Origin of the sequence: Azospirillum sp. TSO22-1 (assembly GCF_003116015.1) — a bacterium.
Lineage (GTDB): Bacteria > Pseudomonadota > Alphaproteobacteria > Azospirillales > Azospirillaceae > Azospirillum.
Map to the genome: position 1 here is coordinate 33,635 of NZ_LGQZ01000065.1, position 18,004 is coordinate 51,638.

The window sequence follows — 18,004 nt, forward strand, 5'->3', positions numbered from 1 at the left end:
GGTCGCCGCGGGGCTCATCAGACCACGGGCCCCGGCTTGCCCTTGTTCTCGGCGACGGCGCGCTCCAGCCCCTCGACGACCAGACGCGCGGCCTCCTCGGCGTCGCCCCAGCGGATGATCTTCACCCACTTGCCCTTCTCCAGGTCCTTGTAGTGCTGGAAGAAGTGGGCGATCTGCTCGGTCAGGATCGACGGCAGGTCGGAGTAGTTCTTCACGTCGCTGTAGAACGGGTGCAGCTTGTCCACCGGAACGGCAAGCAGCTTCTCGTCCAGGCCGGCCTCGTCCTCCATGATCAGCACGCCGATCGGGCGCGAGCGCAGGACCGCGCCGGGGATCACCGAGTGGCGGCCGATGACGCAGACGTCCACCGGGTCGCCGTCGCCCGACAGCGTGTGCGGGATGAAGCCGTAGTTGCAGGGGTAGTACATCGCCGTGTGCATGAAGCGGTCGACGAAGACGGCACCCGAATCCTTGTCGACTTCGTACTTGACCGGCTCACCGCGCAACGGGATCTCGATGACCACGTTCACGTCCCACGGCGGCGCCTTGCCCGCCGGAACCTTGCTCAGATCCATAGAACGGTCCCTTGTCTTTGTATTGCCCGGGATGACCGGCCGAAAGGCCTATGTCCCCGGCGCCCATGGCGGCGGAGTTTAGGCGGATCATCCGCGGAGTCCAAGGTGCTTGCGCAAATTTTGCTGCACTGCGACAGTCGGTGTGCCATGCGAACTATCCTTGCCGCCCTGATCCTCGTCGCCTCCGCCCTGCCGGCCGCGGCCGAGCCCGCCCACGGCATCGCCATGCACGGCGATCTCAAGTACCCGGCGGGCTTCAAGCACTACGACTACGTCAACCCCGACGCGTCGCGCGGCGGCACGCTGCGCCAGGCGGTGGTCGGCACCTTCGACACGCTGAACCCGTACATCGTCAAGGGCATCCCGCCCTCGGGCCTGAGCGCCGTGTACGAGACGCTGCTGGCCCGCGCGCAGGACGAGCCGTTCTCGCTCTACGGCCTGCTGGCGGAGAGCGTGGAGGTGCCGGACGACCGCTCCTCGGTGGTGTTCCGCCTGAACCCGAAGGCGCGCTGGCACGACGGCACGCCGGTGACCGCCGACGACGTGCTGTTCTCCTACGAGGTGCAGCGGCAGTACGGCACGCCGAACCGCCGGCTGTTCTACGCCAAGGTGGCGCTGGCCGAGAAGCTGGACGGGCGCACCGTCCGCTTCGCCTTCCTGCGCGAGCCGGACGGCGGCATCGACCGCGAGATGCCCATGCTGATGGGCCTCTTGGGCGTGCAGCAGAAGGCATGGTGGCAGGGCCGCACCTTCGACCGCACGACGCTGGACCCGCCGCCGGGCAGCGGCCCGTACCGCATCAGGCAGGTCGAGCCGGGGCGCCGCATCGTCTATGAGCGGGCGGCCGACTACTGGGGCCGCGATCTGCCGGTGCGGCGCGGGCAGAACAATTTCGACGCGCTGGTCTACGACTACTACCGCGACGACACGGTGGCGCTGGAGGCGTTCAAGGCGGGCCAAGCCGACGTGCGGCGCGAGTCGGAGCCCGGCAAGTGGGCCACCGGCTACGAGGGGCCGGCGCTGCGCGCGGGGAAGATCGTCCTGGAGGAGCTGGCGACCGGCCGGCCGGAGTACGCGCGCGGCTTCATCCTCAACGCCCGCCGGCCGCTGTTCCGCGACCGCAAGGTGCGGCAGGCGCTGGGCTACGCGGTGGACTTCGCGTGGATCAACCGCACCCACTACCACGGCGCGCTGAAGCGGACGGCGAGCTTCTACCCGAACTCGGCGCTGGCGGCGACCGGGCTGCCCGGGCCGGACGAGCTGAAGGTGCTGGAACCGTTCCGCCCGATCCTGCCGCCGGAGGTGTTCACCACCGCCTTCACCCTGCCGCAGACCGACGGCAGCGGCCCCTACGCCAGCCGCGCCAACCAGCGCGAGGCGCTGCGCCTGCTCGCCGAGGCCGGCTGGACGATCCAGAACGGCAAGCTGCTGAACGGCGCCGGGCGGCCCTTCGTCTTCGAGATCCTGCTCGGCGACCCGGCCGACGAGCGCCCGGCGCTGGAGTTCGCCCGCGGGCTGGAGCGGCTGGGGATCACCGCCAAGGTGCGCACGGTGGACAGCGCGCAGTTCCAGGCGCGGCTGGACGAGTACGACTACGACGTGGTGTCGCGCTGGTGGTCGTCGACGCTGTCGCCGGGCAACGAACAGGTCTACTACTACGGCTCCAAGGCGGCGGACACGCCGGGCACCCGCAACTACGCCGGCATCAAGGACCCGGCGGTGGACGCGCTTGCCGCCTCCATCGCCTCGGCCCGCACCCGGCCGGAGCTGGAGGCGCGCGTCAAGGCGCTGGACCGGGTGCTGCTGTGGGGCTTCTACATGGTGCCGCTGTTCCACTCCCCCGTCGACCGCATCGCCCGCTGGAGCGGCGTGCAGCGCCCGCCGCTCACCCCGGTGTACGGCGCGATGACCGAGACGTGGTGGCGGGAGTAGCTCCCGTCATTCCGCGGCGGCGTCGGCACCCCAGACCACCGCGCGGTTCTTGCCGGCGCGCTTGGCGGCGTAGAGCGCCTCGTCGGCGCACCGCATGGCGCTCGCCAGGTCCTTGCCGTCGGCCGGCCAGCGCGCGATGCCGATGGAGCAGCCCACCCGCACGCGGTCGCCGGGCACGGCGATCGGCTCGTTGACGGCGGCGATGATGCGCGCGGCCAGCGCCTCCGCGTCCGGCGCGGCGGAGTCGCCGGGCGCGCCGACCAGCACCGCGGCGAACTCGTCGCCGCCCAGCCGCGCCACCACGTCGTCGCCGCGGAAGCACGCGGCGAGCCGCACGCCGACCTGCCGCAGCACCGCGTCCCCGGCGTCGTGGCCGAGGCGGTCGTTCACCGGCTTGAAGCCGTCCAGGTCGATGTACAGGAAGGTCAGCGCGCTGCCTCCGGCGCCGCCGCTCACCGTGGCGGCCTCCAGGTACTGCTCGAAGAAGCGGCGGTTGGGCAGGGTGGTCAGGCGGTCCTGGTAGGCGATGTCCTCCATCCGCGTCAGCGCCGTGCGCTGGTTGGTCAGGCTCTCCACCAGGTCGTTCAGCGAGGCGGCCAGCGAGCGGATCTCGCGGGTGCCGCCGAGCGTCGGGATGCGGTGGCTCCATTCGCCGTCGCGGATGCGCTCGGCCGCCTTGGCGATGCGGTGCAGCGGCCGGGTGATCCGGCGCGCGGCGACCCAGCCCAGAGCGCTGAACACCAGGGCCATGACCGCGCCGGCCGCCACCGTCTCGCGGGTCTGCGCGTCGGCGGCGGCGAAGGCGACGTCGAGCGGCTGGCGGGCGAGCACCGTCCAGCCCAGCCCCTTGTAGTCGTTCACCCCCTTGCCGAAGGCGTAGCCGGTCAGCGCGCTCCGGCCGTCCGGCCAGGTCTCGACCAGCCAGCCGCTGCCGCGGCCGGCCTGCGCGCGGCGGACCGACTCGAGGTCGAGGCGGGAGCCGATCGTTGCCTTGGGGCCGACCAGGGCGGTCCTGTCGGCGGCGACCACGTGCAGGGTCAGCTCCTCGCGCCCGCGCAGCGCCTCCATCAGCGAGCGCTCGGTGTCCTGCATCCACTCCCAGCTCAGGTGCGCGGCGAGCACGCCGAGCAGGCGGCCGTCGGCGTCGTGCACCGGCGCCGAGATGTCGACGAACTTCATGGGCTCGCCGCTGGGATTCGGCAGCAGCTTGGCCAGCAGCACGGCGTCGTGCACGTCGCCGATGAACATGCCGTCGCGCGCGTTCATGTAGACCGGGCGGCGGGAGATGTCCTCGCCCTGCAGGATGCCGCCGGTGGCGGCCAGCACGCGGCCCTTCGGATCGGTGAAGCCCATCCACGACACGGTGGGGAACGCCGCCTGGAACTCGTCCAGCAGCCGGCGCATCTCGACCGGGTTCGCCGCCTCGCGCCGGGCGACGAGCTGCGTCAGCACCCCGACCTCGCTGGAGCGCGCCCACATGGAGCGGTCGAGCTTGTCGGCGAGCTGCCCGGCGATCTCGGCCAGGGAGCGGCCGACCTCGTCCTCCAGGCGTTCGCGCGAGCGGACCTCGGTGAGCGCGGCGAGGATCACCGACACGCCGATCACCAGGGCGGCGCAGGTCAGCGCCACCATCGCCCTCAAACCGATCTGACGGCGTTCCATCCGTTCGATTCCCAACCCGGTCACACGGTGCCCGCCGTGGCGGCGGATTCGCATGTTTAGCGGATCATCGTGAACAGGTGGTTACGGCGGCCGCCTAACGCCGGTGCGCCCTGTAGGCCTGGACGATCAGGTCGGCGACCTCGTCCAGGTCGGTGAAGCGGTCGGTGTTGACGATCAGGTCGTACTGCAGGGCGTCGTGGTTGGAGAGCTGGAACGTCTCCTTGAAGAAGCGCTCGCGCGCGGCGTTGACCGTGCGCACCTCCTCCAGCTTCGCCGGGACGGCGGCGGGATCGCCGCCGGCCAGCCGCAGCGCGCACACGTCCTCCGACCCGACGACGCGCACGCGGAAGCGCAGCTGGCCGCGCAGCAGCAGATGCGCGCCGCGGCCGAGGATCACCCCGCCCTGGAACGCCACGCCGTTGACCACGCGGGTCAGCAGCCGCTGGTACTCGTTCAGCGGGTCGGTCAGGCCCATCAGGCTGGCGTAGAGGAACATGCCGGCCCGCTCTGGCAGCTTCTCGTCGAGCTGGCGCATCAGCTGCGGGTCGCTGGTCGCCTGCTTGACGACCGCCTCCAGGATTTCCTTGTCGTAGGCGCGCACGCCCAGTTGCCCGGCCACCCTGGCGGCGATCTCCTCGCCGCCGGCGCCGTGGTCGCGCGCCAGGGTGACCACCGGCGGCGGTGTGCGCTCCACCGTGCGGGACGCCTGATAGTCGTCCACGTGCTTGGCGGTCAGCATCGCGTTGAGGATGTCGTAGGCCATGGCCGCCCCTGCGGGATCCCGGATGGAACCTCGACTCTGCCCCCGGGCAGGGGGAGGGTCAAGGGCGCGGGCAAGTGAGGCGCTACAGCCGCGCCAGTTCCACCGCCAGGAAGGCCAGCAGCGCGACGATGGCCCACAGCGCGACGCGGTCGGAGGTGCGGCGGCGGTTCCAGGACTCGATCAGGTGGCGCGTGGTCTGCGGGTGCAGGCGCAGGCCGGCGTCGGCGATCTGCGTGGCCACCCGCTCGGCGTCGCGGACCAGCATGGGCAGGCGGCGGATGGTGCGCACCGCCGCCTCGCCGGCGTCGAGGATCTGCGCCTCCGGGCCGCGGTTCTCGCGCATCCAGTCCTCGATCAACGGGCGCGCCAGCTCCCACATGTTGATGCTGGGGTTCAGGATGCGCCCGACGCCCTCGGCGGTCAGCATGCTCTTCTGAAGCAGCAGCAGCTGCGGCTGCGTCTCCATGTCGAACTGCTCGGTCACCGCGAACAGCTGGGCCAGCAGCCGGCCGACCGAGATCTCGTTCAGCGGCTTGTCCTGCAACGGCTCGCCGATGGCGCGGCAGGCCTGGGTGAACAGCTCGATGGACTGGTGCGCCGGCACGTAGCCGGCCTGGAAATGCACCATCGCCACCCGGCGGTAATCGCCGGTCAGGAAGCCGATCAGCATGTCGGCGAGGTAGGTGCGCGTCGCCCGGTCCAGACGCCCCATGATGCCGAAGTCGACGGCGGCGATGTTGCCGTCCTCGATCACGAACAGGTTGCCCGGGTGCAGGTCGGCGTGGAAGAAGCCGTCGCGGAACACCTGATTGAAGAAGGAGGCCGAGGCCTTGGCCAGGATCTCGTCGCGGTCGTAGCCGGCGGCGATGATCTTCTCCACCTCGTCCACCTTGAAGCCGACGATGCGCTGGAGCGTCAGCACGCGCTGGGCGGTGCGGTCCCAGTTGACCTTGGGGATGAGGAAGGTCTGGTCGCCGGCGAAGTTGTCGCGCAGCTCGGACGCCGCGGCGGCCTCCATGCGCAGGTCCATCTCCAGGCGGGACGTGCGGGCGAAGGTGTCCACCACCTCCACCGGCTTCAGCCGCTTCAGCTTCGGCAGCACGCGCTGGGCCCACTCGGCCAGCCAGAAGAACAGGTCGATGTCGCGCTCGAAGGCGCGCTCGATGTTCGGGCGCAGCACCTTGACCGCCACCGGCTCGCCTTCGGTGGTGACGGCGAAGTGCACCTGCGCGATCGAGGCGGCGGCCACCGGCACCTCGTCGAAGCTGGCGAACAGCGCCGCGATGGGCTGCTCCAGCTCGGCCTCGACGATGGCGCGGGCCTGGGCGCCGGGGAAGGGCGGCAGCTTGTCCTGCAGCTCGGCGAGGTCGGCCGCCATCCGCTCGCCCACCACGTCGGAGCGGGTGGACAGCATCTGCCCCAGCTTGATGAAGGTCGGCCCCAGCTCCGCCAGCGCGGCGGCCAGCCGCTGGCCCTCGCGGCCGTGCACGTTCTTCCTCGCGACGACGCGCCACAGGAAGGTGAAGCCGGGCGCGATGTCGGAGAATGCCTCGGGGATCGCGTTGTGGCGCGCCAGCGTGCGCGCGATCACCAAGAGGCGGAGCAGATTGCGGATCAGCCGGAACAACGCCTAGACCCGCCAGCCGGAATGGATCGCCGCGATGCCGCCCGACAGGTTGCGCACCCGCACCGACGCGAAGCCGGCCGCCTCGATGCGCCTGGCCAGCGACGCCTGGTCGGGGAAGCGGCGGATGCTCTCGACGAGGTACTGGTACGACTCGGCGTCGCCCGCCACCAGCTTGCCCAGCCGGGGCAGCAGCTGGAAGGAGTAGACGTCGTAGATCTCCTTCAGCACCGGCAGCACCACGGTGCTGAACTCCAGCACGAAGAACTTGCCGCCGGGCTTCAGCACGCGGTGCGCCTCGGCGATGGCTTCGTCGATGTGGGTGACGTTCCGCAGGCCGAAGGCGATGGTGTAGCTGTCCACCGAGCGCGGGGCGACCGGCAGCTTCATGGCGTCGCCGACCACCCAGCTCAGCCCCGACAACAGCCCGCGGTCCACCGAGCGGTCGCGCCCGACGCGCAGCATCGCCTCGGTGATGTCGCAGACCACCACGCGCCCGCCGCCGCGCTCCAGGAAGCGGAAGGCGATGTCGCCGGTGCCGCCGGCCACGTCCAGCAGGGTCTGGTGCGGCTTCGGATCGACCAGCGAGATGAGCGTGTCCTTCCACAGCCGGTGGATGCCGCCCGACATCAGGTCGTTCATCAGGTCGTACTTGCCCGCCACGCTGCCGAAGACGGCGCGCACGAGGCCGGACTTGGCGTCCGGATCGACGGGGCGGAAGCCGAACCACTGGCCTTCGTTTCCAGAAACAATGGGGCCAGCACCGGGCTTGTCGGGTGGGGTGGTTTCGCTCATGGCGCGCACCATAGCGCGGGGCTCCGGCTTCCGCCAGCGGGGGCGTAGCGGTGCGCGCTTGTCACGAGCCCTGCGACAATTCGTACTTGTGCATACGGTTCCGCTCGGGCATTTGTCATATTAGTATATTAATAAATCCGAACGAGCCGGGTCTCCCCCATGCTGCCCTCCCTCGCCTCCCTCAAGGTCGGCACGCGCGTGTACGCGGGTTTCGCCCTGGTCCTCGCGCTGATCCTTGTGACCTCAGCCCTCGGCGTCCGCGCGCTGCAAAGCGCCCGGAACGATGTGGGGCGGATGGCGCGCGAGGCGGCCGAGACCGTGAACACCCTCGACCTCGACGGCGACATCGGGCGGATCAGCCGGCACGCGCGCGAGTTCGCCCTCACCGGCGAGGAGAAGCGGATCGGCGAGGTCCGCACCGGCCTGAACGCCGCGCAGGGCAAGGTCCAGAAGGCCCTCGACGGCATCGACGAGCCGGAGTCGGCCAGGGCGATGCGCGACATGGCCGACGCCTTCCGGCGCTACCGGGAGGGCTTCGAGACGCTGGTCGGGCAGCGGCGCGCCTTCGATGCGGTGCTGGCCGACGAGATCCGCCCCGGTGCCGCGGACCTCGGCAAGCGGCTGGAGTTCTTCGTGCGGCACGCCGCCGACGAGGGGCAGGCGGACATCGTGTTCCTGTCGGTGGCCGCCATGCACCGCTTCCTTGGCGTGCGCGTCGCCATCGAATCCTTCGTCGCCGACTTCGGCGACGTCGCCCGCACGGCGCTGACGCTGCAGAACGATCTGGCCGAGGTGCAGCGGGCGCTGACCGTCCTGGCGGCGGAGGCGACCGCGCAGACCGCCGAGGCGGCGGAGATCCAGCAGATCCTCGGCACATACGTCGCCGCGTTCGGCCGCCTCGCCGAGCGGAAGGCCGAGCTGAACGCCACCGTGTCCACGGTGGTCGCCGGCCACGGCCAGCGGATGACCGACGCGCTGGAGATCATCAAGACGGCCGGCAAGCGCAGCGTGGCGGCGATCGAGCAGGAGGTCGCGGCGACCGCCGACTCCAACCGGAACGTCCAGATCCTGCTGTCGGCGGGTGCCCTGCTGCTGGGCGCGCTGCTCGCCTGGATGACGGCGTCGAGCGTCGTCGGGCCGGTGCGCGGCATGACGGCCACCATGCGGCGGCTGGCCGAAGGCGACCTGACGGTCGCCATCCCGGCGCTCGCCAAGCGGGACGAGATCGGGCAGATGGCCGCCGCCGTGCAGGTCTTCAAGGACAGCGCCATCGAGAAGCAGCGGATCGAGGCGGAGCAGGACCGCCTCAAGGCCGACACGGAGGCCGAGAAGCACCGGGCGATGGAACGGCTCGCCGACCAGTTCGAAACGACGGTTCGGGGCGTGGTGACGCAGGTGTCCTCGGCGGCGACGCAGATGCAGGGCAACGCGCAGGCGCTCTCGTCCATGGCCGAGGAAAGCCGGGCGCAGGCCACCGCGGTCGCGACCGCCACCGAGCAGACCTCGGCCAACGTGCAGACCGTCGCCGCCTCGTCCGAGCAGATGGCCAGCTCCATCGGCGAGATCACCCGGCAGGTCAACGAATCGGCGACCATCGCCCGCCGCGCCGCCGAGCACGCCGAGACCACCAACGGGACCATCCAGGCGCTGGCCGAGCAGGCCCAGCGGATCGGCGAGGTGGTGCAGCTGATCAACTCCATCGCCGGGCAGACCAACCTGCTGGCCCTCAACGCCACCATCGAGGCGGCGCGGGCCGGCGAGATGGGCAAGGGCTTCGCCGTGGTGGCGAGCGAGGTGAAGTCGTTGGCCAATCAGACCGGCAAGGCGACGGAGGAGATCGCGGCGCAGATCGCGGCCATGCAGCAGGCGACCGGCAACGCGGTGGGGGCGATCGGCGCGATCACCCACACCATCGCCGACATCAACCAGATCGCCGCCGCCATCGCCGCGGCCATCGAGGAGCAGGACGCCGCCACCCGCGAGATCGCCCGCAACGTCCAGCAGGCGGCGGCCGGCACGCACGAGATCTCGACCAACATCGCCGGCGTGCAGCACGCCGCCGAGGGCACCGGCAAGGCGGCCTGCGAGGTGCTGGAGGCCGCCCGCGAGCTGTTCCGCGACTCCGAGACGCTGTCGTCGGAGGTGGACCGCTTCATCCGGCAGGTGCGGAGCACCTGAGTCCGGCAGGTGCGCAGCACCTGAGTCCGATAGGGGGCGCAGCACCTGAGTCCGACGGGTGCGGAGCGCCTGACGGCCACGGCGGCCGGTACCTCATCAGCCCCCTTGCGCCGCGCCGCGGCATACTCCACCGTATCGGCCATGCCGGAACTGCCCGAAGTGGAAACCGTCTGCCGCGGCCTTGCCCCCCACCTGGAGGGGCGGGTGCTGACGCGCGTGGTGCAGCGCCGGCCGGACCTGCGCTTTCCCTTTCCGCCGAAGTTCTGCGAGCGGCTGACCGGCCGCCGGGTGGCGGCGGTGCGGCGGCGGGCCAAGTACATCCTGATGCACCTGGACGACGGCACGGTGCTGCTGGCGCATCTGGGCATGTCGGGCCGCATGGTCATCAGCCCCGCCCCGGCGCCGGAGCCCGCCACCCACGACCACGTCATCTTCGAGACCGACGAGGGCACCGTCGTCACCTTCAACGACGCCCGCCGATTCGGCATGATGGACCTCACCGAGGAAGGCGCGCTGGCCGAGCACCCGATGCTGCGCTCGCTGGGGCCGGAACCGCTCGGCAACGACTTCTCCGGTCCGGTGCTGGCCGAGCGGCTGGCGGGCCGCATGAGCCCGATCAAGGCGGTGCTGCTTGACCAGACCGTCGTCGCCGGCCTCGGCAACATCTACGTGTCGGAGGCGCTGTTCTGCGCCGGCCTCAGCCCGACCCGCATGGCCGCCACGGTGACCGGCGCCAAGGCCGAGCGACTCGCGCGCTGCATCCGCGACGTGCTGGCGCGCGCCATCGAGGCCGGCGGCTCGACCCTGCGCGACCACCGGCAGGCGACGGGGGAACTCGGCTACTTCCAGCACCAGTTCTCGGTCTACGACCGCGAAGGCGAGCCCTGCCCGGGCTGCACCTGCAACCTCGCCAAGACCGGGGGGATCCAGCGGATCGTCCAGTCCGGGCGTTCCACTTTCTATTGTTCGCACCGCCAACGCTGATATACCTGACGCCCATGACGGCCCATTCCGCCCTTGCGCGCGCGGCGCTCGCCGCCGCCCTCCTCCTCTCCGCCCCAGCCGTGGCTGCGGCGGCGGAGCCCGCCTCCTTCGTCACCGGGATGGGCGACGTGCCGGCGATGCCCGGCCTGACCTCGGCCGAGAACGGCGCGCTGGTCTTCGACAAGCCCGGCGGGCGGATCGTCGAATCGGTGATGCACGGCGCGGTGGATCGCAAGGCGGTGCTGGGCTTCTACGCCCAGACCATGCCGCAGCTCGGCTGGAAGCCGGTCGGCAACAGCCGCTTCGTGCGCGACGGCGAGGAACTGCGCCTCGAGTTCCCCGGCGGCGAGGCCAAGGCCGGCCTTACGACCGTCCGGTTCGTTCTCAAGCCGAAATAATCCTCAACCATAAAGATTTCCGGGAGCTAGCAGGACCATGGCCTACGAAACGATTCTCGTCGAAACCCGCGGCCCCGTCGGGCTGATCACCCTGAACCGTCCGAAGGCGCTGAACGCGCTGAACGACCAGCTGGTGACCGAGCTGGGGCAGGCGCTCGACGCGCTGGAGGCCGACGACGCCATCGGCGCCATCGTGGTGACCGGCTCCGAGAAGGCCTTCGCCGCCGGCGCCGACATCAAGGAGATGGCCGGCTTCGGCTACATGGACGTCTACACCTCCAACTTCATCACCGCGAAGTGGGAGCGCCTGGCCAAGTGCCGCAAGCCCACCATCGCCGCGGTGGCCGGCTTCGCGCTGGGCGGCGGCTGCGAGATGGCGATGATGGCCGACTTCATCCTGGCCGCCGACACCGCCAAGTTCGGCCAGCCGGAGATCACCATCGGCACCATCCCGGGCGCCGGCGGCACGCAGCGCCTGACCCGCTTCGTCGGCAAGTCGAAGGCCATGGAGATGGTCCTGACCGGCCGCATGATCGACGCCGCCGAGGCGGAGCGCAGCGGCCTCGTCAGCCGCGTCGTGCCGGCCGCCGAGCTGGTCGAGGAGGCGGTCAAGGCCGCCACCAAGATCGCCGAGCTGTCGCGCCCGGTGGTCATGATGGCCAAGGACATGGTCAACGCCGCCTACGAGACCACGCTGGCCGAGGGCGTGAAGCTGGAGCGCCGCGTGTTCCACTCCACCTTCGCCGTCGAGGATCAGAAGGAAGGCATGGCGGCCTTCGCCGAGAAGCGGAAGCCGGTGTGGAAGAACCGCTGATACGGACGACGCCTGAAGGCTTTGTCCGTATCACCCTCTCGCACTTTGCCTGTGGCAAAGCGCTGCCGGGTTGGATCGAAGGCGCTTGATGGAGCCCATCAAACGCCTTCGATTGGGAGTCAAGCCTGAGTCTTGGCAATTGCCGGCCTGTGGAAAAACCCCGGGCCGGCGCCTTGACTCAGGGTCTTCGTTATCATATAAGGCCCCCTCGCATTTGGGTCCGGGGTCTCGAAACAAGGTTCGTTATGGCCAACCACAAGTCCGCTGAGAAGCGCATCCGTCAAACCGCGCGCCGCACCGAAATCAACGGTGCCCGCGTCAGCCGCATCCGCACCTTCGTCAAGAAGGTCGAGAGCGCCATCGAGTCCGGCGACAAGACCGCCGCGGCCGAGGCCCTGAAGGCTGCCCAGCCCGAGATGATGCGCGGCACCTCCAAGGGCGTGCTGCACGCCAACACGGTCGCCCGCAAGATCTCCCGCCTCTCGGCCCGCATCAAGGCCCTCTGAGGTCCAAGATCCCAAAAAGCCGCGCCCGGAATGGGGCGCGGCTTTTTGCATGGGCTCGAATGTTCGCGATATGCGAATATTCGATTCAAAACTTGATAAAGTCTAGTGAACCCCTCCACGCACGATCTTTGCTTTTTGATCGTTAACCTTATGTCCCAGTTGCAGGGGGCGCGGCAGCGAGGGTAGACTTTATGAGCAAGCCGGATCGGGCGATGTTATCGAATACAGATAATTGTCGGTCAATTCGTGGTTGCAGAGTCTGCTGAAACGCAGGTTGCACAAGTAACGCGGGTCAGGACTCACACCAAAGTCGGTTTTTTACTTAAAAATTGGGCAGGTCCTTGGCGAAAATGATTTCGCCTGAGGGGTTAGCCATGCCTGTCGATTCGGGGGCGCCCATCTGCGGGAGTCTTCCGGAGAGGCGCAGGCGGGGTCGCGAAGACCCACGTTCGGGATGACGACGCTCGCCCGCACCCGCGGGTGCGGGTCGATTTGCGTGTGACCGGGGGTGCCGGTGCGCGCCGATCGCCTGGGGTGCGGTGGCGTTTTCCCGTCTGGTGGATGTCACCCCGGGGCCTGTGTGCCCGGGGTTTGGGGCAGGAGCGGGAGTTGGGAAGCATGTCGGTCGGCGCGTCTTTGGATCAGCAGTGGGTTCGCATCCGTGGCCGACTCAAGGACGAGGTGGGTGAGATCGCGTACCGCAGCTGGCTGCAGCCGCTGACCGTCGCCGGCCTCAAGGAGGGCGAGGTGCGCATCCTCGTGCCCACCCGCTTCATGCGCGACTGGGTGAACACCCATTACGCCGACCGCATCCGCGCCCTGTGGTCGGGCGAGAACCCGGCCGTCCAGTCCATCGACGTGGTGGTCGCCGCCGCCGCCGTGCCCGCCGTGCTCACCGCCGACAACGACGAGCAGCCGGTTGCCGTGGCTCCGGCTCCCGCGCTGGTGGCCACCGCCCCTTCCTCGCCGCTGCGCCCGCGGCTCGGGCGGGTGCCGGCGGAGCCGGTCTCCGAGTCGATGGGCGACGCCGGGGCCGATTCCGGGGCCGACGAGTTGGTGGCCACCGACGACGGCGTCTCGGCGCTGCTCGACCCGCGCTTCACCTTCGAGAACTTCGTCCCCGGCAAGCCGAACGAACTGGCCTACGCCGCCGCCCGGCGCGTCGCCGAGTCGAGCACGGTGCCCTTCAACCCGCTGTTCCTCTACGGCGGCGTCGGCTTGGGCAAGACGCACCTGATGCACGCCATCGCCTGGGCGATCCGCAAGAAGGATCCGGGCCGCAAGGTGATCTACCTGTCGGCCGAGAAGTTCATGTACCAGTTCATCCGCGCGTTGCGCTTCAAGGACACCATGGCCTTCAAGCAGCAGTTCCGCTCGGTGGACGTGCTGATGATCGACGACGTGCAGTTCATCAGCGGCAAGGACTCCACGCAGGAGGAGTTCTTCCACACCTTCAACGCGCTGGTGGACCAGAACCGGCAGGTCATCGTCTCGGCCGACAAGAGCCCGTCCGACCTGGAGGGCATGGAGGAGCGGCTGCGCTCGCGCCTCGGCTGGGGGCTGGTGGCCGACATCCACCCGACCACCTACGAGCTGCGCCTGAGCATCCTCGAATCGAAGGCCGACGCGCTGGGCGCCGACATCCCGCTGAAGGTGCGCGAGTTCCTGGCGCACAAGATCACCTCCAACGTCCGCGAGCTGGAGGGGGCGCTGAACCGCATCGTCGCCCATTCCGAGCTGGTCGGGCGCGCCATCACGCTGGAGACGACGCAGGAGGTGCTGCACGACCTGCTGCGCGCCAACGACCGCCGCGTCACCATCGACGAGATCCAGAAGCGGGTGGCGGAGCACTTCAACATCCGCGTCGCCGACATGCACTCGGCCCGCCGCGCCCGCGCGGTGGCGCGCCCGCGTCAGGTGGCGATGTACCTGGCCAAGCAGCTGACCGCCCGCTCGCTGCCGGAGATCGGCCGCAAGTTCGGCGGCCGCGACCACACCACGGTGATGCACGCGGTGAAGAAGGTGGAGGAGCTGCGCGCCACCGACTCGACCTTCGCCGAGGACGTCGAGCTGCTGCGGCGCATGCTGGAGAACTGAGGGGAGCTGTTGCCCCCACCCCATCCCTCCCCCGCTTCGCAGGGGAGGGGGGCTGTCGCCGTTTTTTTCCCCTCCCCTGCGAAGCGGGGGAGGGGTCAGGGGTGGGGGCAGTACCCCCGAACCTAAACGCCGCTAAACGTTACTCGTCGTCGTCCGCGTCGGCGTCCTGCTCGATCTGCGAGGCGAGGTCGCGCAGCATGTCGACCACGTCCTCGTGGCTGGTCTCGTCGACCGCGGCGTTGACGGCCGCCTCGATCATCGCCACGGCCACGTAGGGGCCGAGCGGACCGCCCTCCTTGATCGCCGCCTCGAGGTGCTTCTCGGCGACGCTCAGCGCCTTGTCGAACAGGGCTTCGGCGGTCTGGTTGCTGTCGTTGCTCATGGATCGGTCCGTTGGGAGTGGTGGACACCCTCCCTATAACACCGCCAAACCGGGGTTGGCGCGCGAATTCTCAGGGGATCCCCCGCATGGCCGAGATCCGGTCTTGTGCGCGCCCACCCGCCCCGCCACATTGGCCGCATGACCGCCAGCCCCGTCCTCACCGACCCCGCCGCCTACCGTTTCTGGATCGAGGAGCGCGTGCGCTTCGCCGACCTCGACGCGCTGGGCCACGTCAACAACAACGCCATCGGCGTCTATTTCGAGAGCGGCCGCGTCGCCCTGATGGAATCCTGCGGCGGCTTCCGCTCCGAGTCGCCATGGAGCGTCGTGCTCGCCCGCAGCCTCATCGAGTACAAGGCGGAACTGCTGTACCCCGCCACCGCCCGCATCGGCGTGCGCGTGCTGCGTCTGGGCAACAGCTCGGTGACGCTGGGCTCGGCGGTGTTCAACGGCGACGCCGTCGTCGCCACGCAGGAGGCGGTGTGCGTCATCGTCGACGCCGCCACCCACCGCCCCACCCCGCTGCCGCCCGCGCTGCGCGCCGGGCTGTCCGAACATCTGGTCCCGGTATGATCCTCACCCGCCGCCGCCTGCTGGCCGGTACCGCCGCGCTGGGCGCCTGCGCCGCGCTGCCGCGAGGGGTGCGCGCCGGGAATGCGGTGACTCTGGCCGCCGCCCCGGCGCGGCTGGCGCTGGTCGGCAAGGGCTATCCGGAGACCGACGTCTGGGCCTACGGCGGCACGGTGCCGGGGCCGGCGCTGCGCTTCCGCCAGGGCGACACCGCGCGCATCGCCTTCACCAACCGCCTGCCGGAGCCGACCACCATCCACTGGCACGGGCTGCGCGTGCCCAACGCCATGGACGGCGTGCCGCACCTGTCGCAGGCCGTGGTGCCGCCCGGCGGCACCTTTCATTACGAGTTCGCCCTCAAGGACGCCGGCACCTTCTGGTACCACCCGCACCAGAACAGCGCGCAGCAGCTGGCGCGCGGCCTGTCCGGCGCCTTCGTGGTCGAGGAGCGCGAGCCGCCCCGCGTCGACCGCGACCTGCTGTGGGTGCTCGGCGACTGGCGGCTGGACAAGCAGGCGAGGCTTACCGGCGACTTCGGCCACCCGATGGACGGCAGCCACGCCGGCCGCCTCGGCAACACGCCGACGCTGAACGGCGCCATCGTCGAGGAGGTGCCGGTGCGCGCCGGCGAGCGGCTGCGGCTGCGCCTCGTCAACACCGCCAACGCGCGGGTCTTCGGCCTGGATTTCCAGGGCCACACGCCGCAGGTGATCGCGCTGGACGGCCAGCCGGTCGAGCCGCACCCGGTGGCGGGCAAGCTGGTGCTGGCACCCGGTCAGCGCGCCGACCTGATCCTCGACATGGCCGGCAAGCCCGGCGAGCGGTTCGACGTGGTGGACTCCTTCTACCCGCGTCAGACTTACCGCCTGACCCGGCTGGTGTATGGCGCGGAGGCGCCGCTGCGCGAGTCGCCGCTCGACGCGCCGATCCGGCTGGCGCCCAACCCGCTGCCGGCGCCCGACCTGTCCGCCGCGGTGCGCCAGGACGTGGTGATCGAGGGCGGCGCCATGGGGCGGCTGCCCAACGGCATGCGCATGACGCCGGAGGGACCGTTCTGGGCCTTGAACGGCGAGGCTCCTTTGGGGCATGCCATGAAGCCGCTCATCACCGTCAAACGCGGCCAAACGGTGGCCATGCAGTTCGTCAACGACACCGCGTGGTGGCACCCCATGCACCTGCACGGGTTCCCGTTCCGGGTGCTGAAGCGCAACGGCGAACCCGTCGCCCGCGCCGAATGGCGCGACACCGAGCTGCTGCCGCCGCAGGGCACCGCCGAGATCGCCTTCGTCGCTGAGGAGGCCGGCGACTGGATGCTCCACTGCCACGTGCTGGAGCACCAGGAGGCCGGCATGATGGCCGTGCTGAGGGTGTCGTGAAGCCCCGCCGCTCCAAGCCCCAGGGGCCCCCGCGCACCGTGGACCTCACCATCACCGAGGTCGGCGCCCGCGGCGACGGCCTCGCCGTGGCGGGGGGTACCCGCGTCTTCGTGCCGCTGACCGTGCCCGGCGACCGCGTGCGCGTGCGCGTCCGCCTCGGCGAGGCGAAGGGCGACGGCGTGCGCGGCGAACTGCTGGAGGTGCTGGAGCCCGGCCCCGGCCGAGGCGATCCGGCCTGCGGCCACTTCGGCACCTGCGGCGGCTGCACGCTCCAGCACATGGCCGACGACGCCTACGCCGCCTGGAAGGTCGGGCTGGTGCGCGGCGCGCTGGCGCGGGTGAAGCTGGACGAGGTGCCCTTCGCGCCGCTCGCCCGCACCGCGCCCGCCGCCCGCCGCCGGGCGCGTTTGGCGGCGTTGCGGCGCGGGAAGAGGGTCTGGCTCGGCTTCAACGAGCGGCTCAGCCACCGGCTGGTCGACGTCGCCGCCTGCCCGGTGCTGGTGCCGCGGCTGGAGGCGCTGCTCGCCCCGCTGCGCGCCGTGCTGGCCGAGGTGTTGCCGGACGGGCAGGGCTGCGACGCCGTGCTCGCCGACCTGGAGGGCGGGGTGGACCTGCTGCTGGTCGGGCCCAGGACGATCGACCTCGCGGCGCGCGAGCGTTTGGTGGCGTTTGCCGAATCGGCTGGGGTGGCGCGCCTGTCCTGGCAGCCGGACGACCGCGGCACGGCGGAGCCGGTGGCGCACCGCGCCCCGGTGGTCGTCCGCTTCGCCGGCGTGCCCGTCGTGCCGCCGCCCGGGGCCTTCCTTCAGGCCAGTGCCGCCGGCGAGGCCGCGCTGGTCGCCGCGGTGCTGGAGAACGTCGGTTCGGCCGGCAAGGTGGCCGACCTGTTCGCCGGCCTCGGCACCTTCTCGCTCCCGCTGGCGCAGACGGCGGCGGTGCACGCGGTGGAGGGCGACGCCGCGGCGGTGGCGGCGTTGGGCCGCGCCGTGCAGGGCCTGCGCCTGACCACCGAGCGCCGCAACCTGTTCGAGGACCCGCTGACGCCCAAGGAGCTGGCGCGCTTCGACGCCGTCGTCTTCGATCCGCCGCGCGCCGGAGCGGCCGAGCAGGCGAAGGCGCTGGCCGGGTCCAAGGTGCCGCTGGTGGTCGCGGTGTCCTGCAACCCCGCCAGCTTCGCCCGCGACGCGCGGACCCTGGCGGACGGGGGGTATGCGTTTAAGCGCGTTTACCCGGTGGACCAGTTCCTCTGGTCGGCGCACGTGGAGGTGGTCGGGGTGTTCGCGCGGCCGTGATCGGAAGAGTGCGCCGCCCCCTCCGAAGCGCGCCGCCGGGCGTCGTCGGCGACGGC

At 70.6% G+C, this 18,004-nt stretch carries 16 protein-coding genes; 10 read left to right on the plus strand and 6 right to left on the minus strand.

Features of this window, described 5'->3' with window-relative positions; all coding sequences use genetic code 11:
* Window positions 1-17: 17 nt before the first annotated feature.
* Entirely contained in the window at window positions 18-575 is a 558-nt protein-coding gene (ppa, locus tag TSO221_RS17200; RefSeq protein WP_109119741.1) for an inorganic diphosphatase, read from the minus strand.
* A 147-nt stretch (window positions 576-722) separates the two neighbouring features.
* Here ppa and TSO221_RS17205 point away from each other — a divergent pair, with 147 nt between their 5' ends.
* Entirely contained in the window at window positions 723-2,507 is a 1,785-nt protein-coding gene (locus TSO221_RS17205) for an extracellular solute-binding protein (RefSeq protein WP_109119742.1), read from the plus strand.
* 6 nt (window positions 2,508-2,513) lie between these two features.
* Here TSO221_RS17205 and TSO221_RS17210 read toward each other — a convergent pair whose 3' ends face one another.
* The 4 genes from TSO221_RS17210 to TSO221_RS17225 all read right to left on the minus strand — a co-directional run bounded on the left by TSO221_RS17210 (window position 2,514) and on the right by TSO221_RS17225 (window position 7,351).
* A complete protein-coding gene (locus tag TSO221_RS17210; RefSeq protein WP_109119743.1) occupies window positions 2,514-4,169 on the minus strand; it encodes a diguanylate cyclase in 1,656 nt (551 codons plus the stop codon).
* 94 nt (window positions 4,170-4,263) lie between these two features.
* On the minus strand, window positions 4,264-4,932 hold the full coding sequence (locus tag TSO221_RS17215) for a cytidylate kinase-like family protein (protein WP_109119744.1): 669 nt from the start codon (window positions 4,930-4,932) through the stop codon (window positions 4,264-4,266).
* Between the two features lie 82 nt (window positions 4,933-5,014).
* Window positions 5,015-6,559 carry a 2-polyprenylphenol 6-hydroxylase gene (ubiB, locus tag TSO221_RS17220; protein WP_109119745.1) on the minus strand — a complete coding sequence of 515 codons (1,545 nt, stop codon included), beginning with the start codon at window positions 6,557-6,559 and terminating at the stop codon, window positions 5,015-5,017.
* 3 nt (window positions 6,560-6,562) lie between these two features.
* A complete protein-coding gene (locus TSO221_RS17225; protein WP_247878098.1) occupies window positions 6,563-7,351 on the minus strand; it encodes a class I SAM-dependent methyltransferase in 789 nt (262 codons plus the stop codon).
* Between the two features lie 159 nt (window positions 7,352-7,510).
* Between TSO221_RS17225 and TSO221_RS17230 the strand changes: the two genes are divergently transcribed.
* From TSO221_RS17230 to dnaA, 6 genes are all read left to right on the plus strand, one after another.
* Window positions 7,511-9,529, plus strand: coding sequence for a HAMP domain-containing methyl-accepting chemotaxis protein (locus tag TSO221_RS17230; protein WP_109119747.1), 2,019 nt, complete (start codon window positions 7,511-7,513; stop codon window positions 9,527-9,529).
* 141 nt (window positions 9,530-9,670) lie between these two features.
* Window positions 9,671-10,513: a bifunctional DNA-formamidopyrimidine glycosylase/DNA-(apurinic or apyrimidinic site) lyase gene (gene mutM / locus TSO221_RS17235; RefSeq protein ID WP_109119748.1), complete on the plus strand. Its 843-nt coding sequence runs from the start codon at window positions 9,671-9,673 to the stop codon at window positions 10,511-10,513.
* Between the two features lie 14 nt (window positions 10,514-10,527).
* Window positions 10,528-10,911, plus strand: a complete 384-nt coding sequence (locus tag TSO221_RS17240) for a hypothetical protein (protein WP_109119749.1) — start codon at window positions 10,528-10,530, stop codon at window positions 10,909-10,911.
* A gap of 37 nt (window positions 10,912-10,948) precedes the next feature.
* On the plus strand, window positions 10,949-11,725 hold the full coding sequence (locus TSO221_RS17245) for an enoyl-CoA hydratase (protein ID WP_109119750.1): 777 nt from the start codon (window positions 10,949-10,951) through the stop codon (window positions 11,723-11,725).
* A 245-nt stretch (window positions 11,726-11,970) separates the two neighbouring features.
* Window positions 11,971-12,231: a 30S ribosomal protein S20 gene (gene rpsT, locus TSO221_RS17250; protein ID WP_109119751.1), complete on the plus strand. Its 261-nt coding sequence runs from the start codon at window positions 11,971-11,973 to the stop codon at window positions 12,229-12,231.
* Between the two features lie 618 nt (window positions 12,232-12,849).
* Window positions 12,850-14,328, plus strand: coding sequence for a chromosomal replication initiator protein DnaA (gene dnaA, locus TSO221_RS17255; RefSeq protein ID WP_109119752.1), 1,479 nt, complete (start codon window positions 12,850-12,852; stop codon window positions 14,326-14,328).
* 139 nt (window positions 14,329-14,467) lie between these two features.
* On the opposite strand, the gene TSO221_RS17260 is transcribed toward dnaA, so the two are convergent.
* Window positions 14,468-14,710: a hypothetical protein gene (locus tag TSO221_RS17260; protein ID WP_109119753.1), complete on the minus strand. Its 243-nt coding sequence runs from the start codon at window positions 14,708-14,710 to the stop codon at window positions 14,468-14,470.
* Window positions 14,711-14,848: 138 nt separating this feature from the next.
* Between TSO221_RS17260 and TSO221_RS17265 the strand changes: the two genes are divergently transcribed.
* The 3 genes from TSO221_RS17265 to TSO221_RS17275 are packed head-to-tail and all read left to right on the plus strand — an operon-like array spanning window position 14,849 to window position 17,948.
* On the plus strand, window positions 14,849-15,283 hold the full coding sequence (locus TSO221_RS17265) for a thioesterase family protein (protein ID WP_109119780.1): 435 nt from the start codon (window positions 14,849-14,851) through the stop codon (window positions 15,281-15,283).
* Entirely contained in the window at window positions 15,280-16,656 is a 1,377-nt protein-coding gene (locus tag TSO221_RS17270; RefSeq protein WP_109119754.1) for a multicopper oxidase family protein, read from the plus strand. Before TSO221_RS17265 ends, TSO221_RS17270 begins: the two co-directional genes overlap by 4 nt.
* Window positions 16,653-17,948, plus strand: coding sequence for a methyltransferase (locus TSO221_RS17275; protein WP_109119755.1), 1,296 nt, complete (start codon window positions 16,653-16,655; stop codon window positions 17,946-17,948). Before TSO221_RS17270 ends, TSO221_RS17275 begins: the two co-directional genes overlap by 4 nt.
* Window positions 17,949-18,004 lie beyond the last annotated feature (56 nt).

Coding starts and splice junctions, on each gene's coding strand:
- ppa (WP_109119741.1), bottom strand. CDS start 575: ATGGATCTGAGCAAGGTTCCGGCGGGCAAGGCGCCGCCGTGGGACGTG.
- TSO221_RS17205 (WP_109119742.1), top strand. CDS start 723: ATGCGAACTATCCTTGCCGCCCTGATCCTCGTCGCCTCCGCCCTGCCG.
- TSO221_RS17210 (WP_109119743.1), bottom strand. CDS start 4,169: ATGGAACGCCGTCAGATCGGTTTGAGGGCGATGGTGGCGCTGACCTGC.
- TSO221_RS17215 (WP_109119744.1), bottom strand. CDS start 4,932: ATGGCCTACGACATCCTCAACGCGATGCTGACCGCCAAGCACGTGGAC.
- TSO221_RS17225 (WP_247878098.1), bottom strand. CDS start 7,351: ATGAGCGAAACCACCCCACCCGACAAGCCCGGTGCTGGCCCCATTGTT.
- TSO221_RS17230 (WP_109119747.1), top strand. CDS start 7,511: ATGCTGCCCTCCCTCGCCTCCCTCAAGGTCGGCACGCGCGTGTACGCG.
- mutM (WP_109119748.1), top strand. CDS start 9,671: ATGCCGGAACTGCCCGAAGTGGAAACCGTCTGCCGCGGCCTTGCCCCC.
- TSO221_RS17240 (WP_109119749.1), top strand. CDS start 10,528: ATGACGGCCCATTCCGCCCTTGCGCGCGCGGCGCTCGCCGCCGCCCTC.
- TSO221_RS17245 (WP_109119750.1), top strand. CDS start 10,949: ATGGCCTACGAAACGATTCTCGTCGAAACCCGCGGCCCCGTCGGGCTG.
- rpsT (WP_109119751.1), top strand. CDS start 11,971: ATGGCCAACCACAAGTCCGCTGAGAAGCGCATCCGTCAAACCGCGCGC.
- dnaA (WP_109119752.1), top strand. CDS start 12,850: ATGTCGGTCGGCGCGTCTTTGGATCAGCAGTGGGTTCGCATCCGTGGC.
- TSO221_RS17260 (WP_109119753.1), bottom strand. CDS start 14,710: ATGAGCAACGACAGCAACCAGACCGCCGAAGCCCTGTTCGACAAGGCG.
- TSO221_RS17265 (WP_109119780.1), top strand. CDS start 14,849: ATGACCGCCAGCCCCGTCCTCACCGACCCCGCCGCCTACCGTTTCTGG.
- TSO221_RS17270 (WP_109119754.1), top strand. CDS start 15,280: ATGATCCTCACCCGCCGCCGCCTGCTGGCCGGTACCGCCGCGCTGGGC.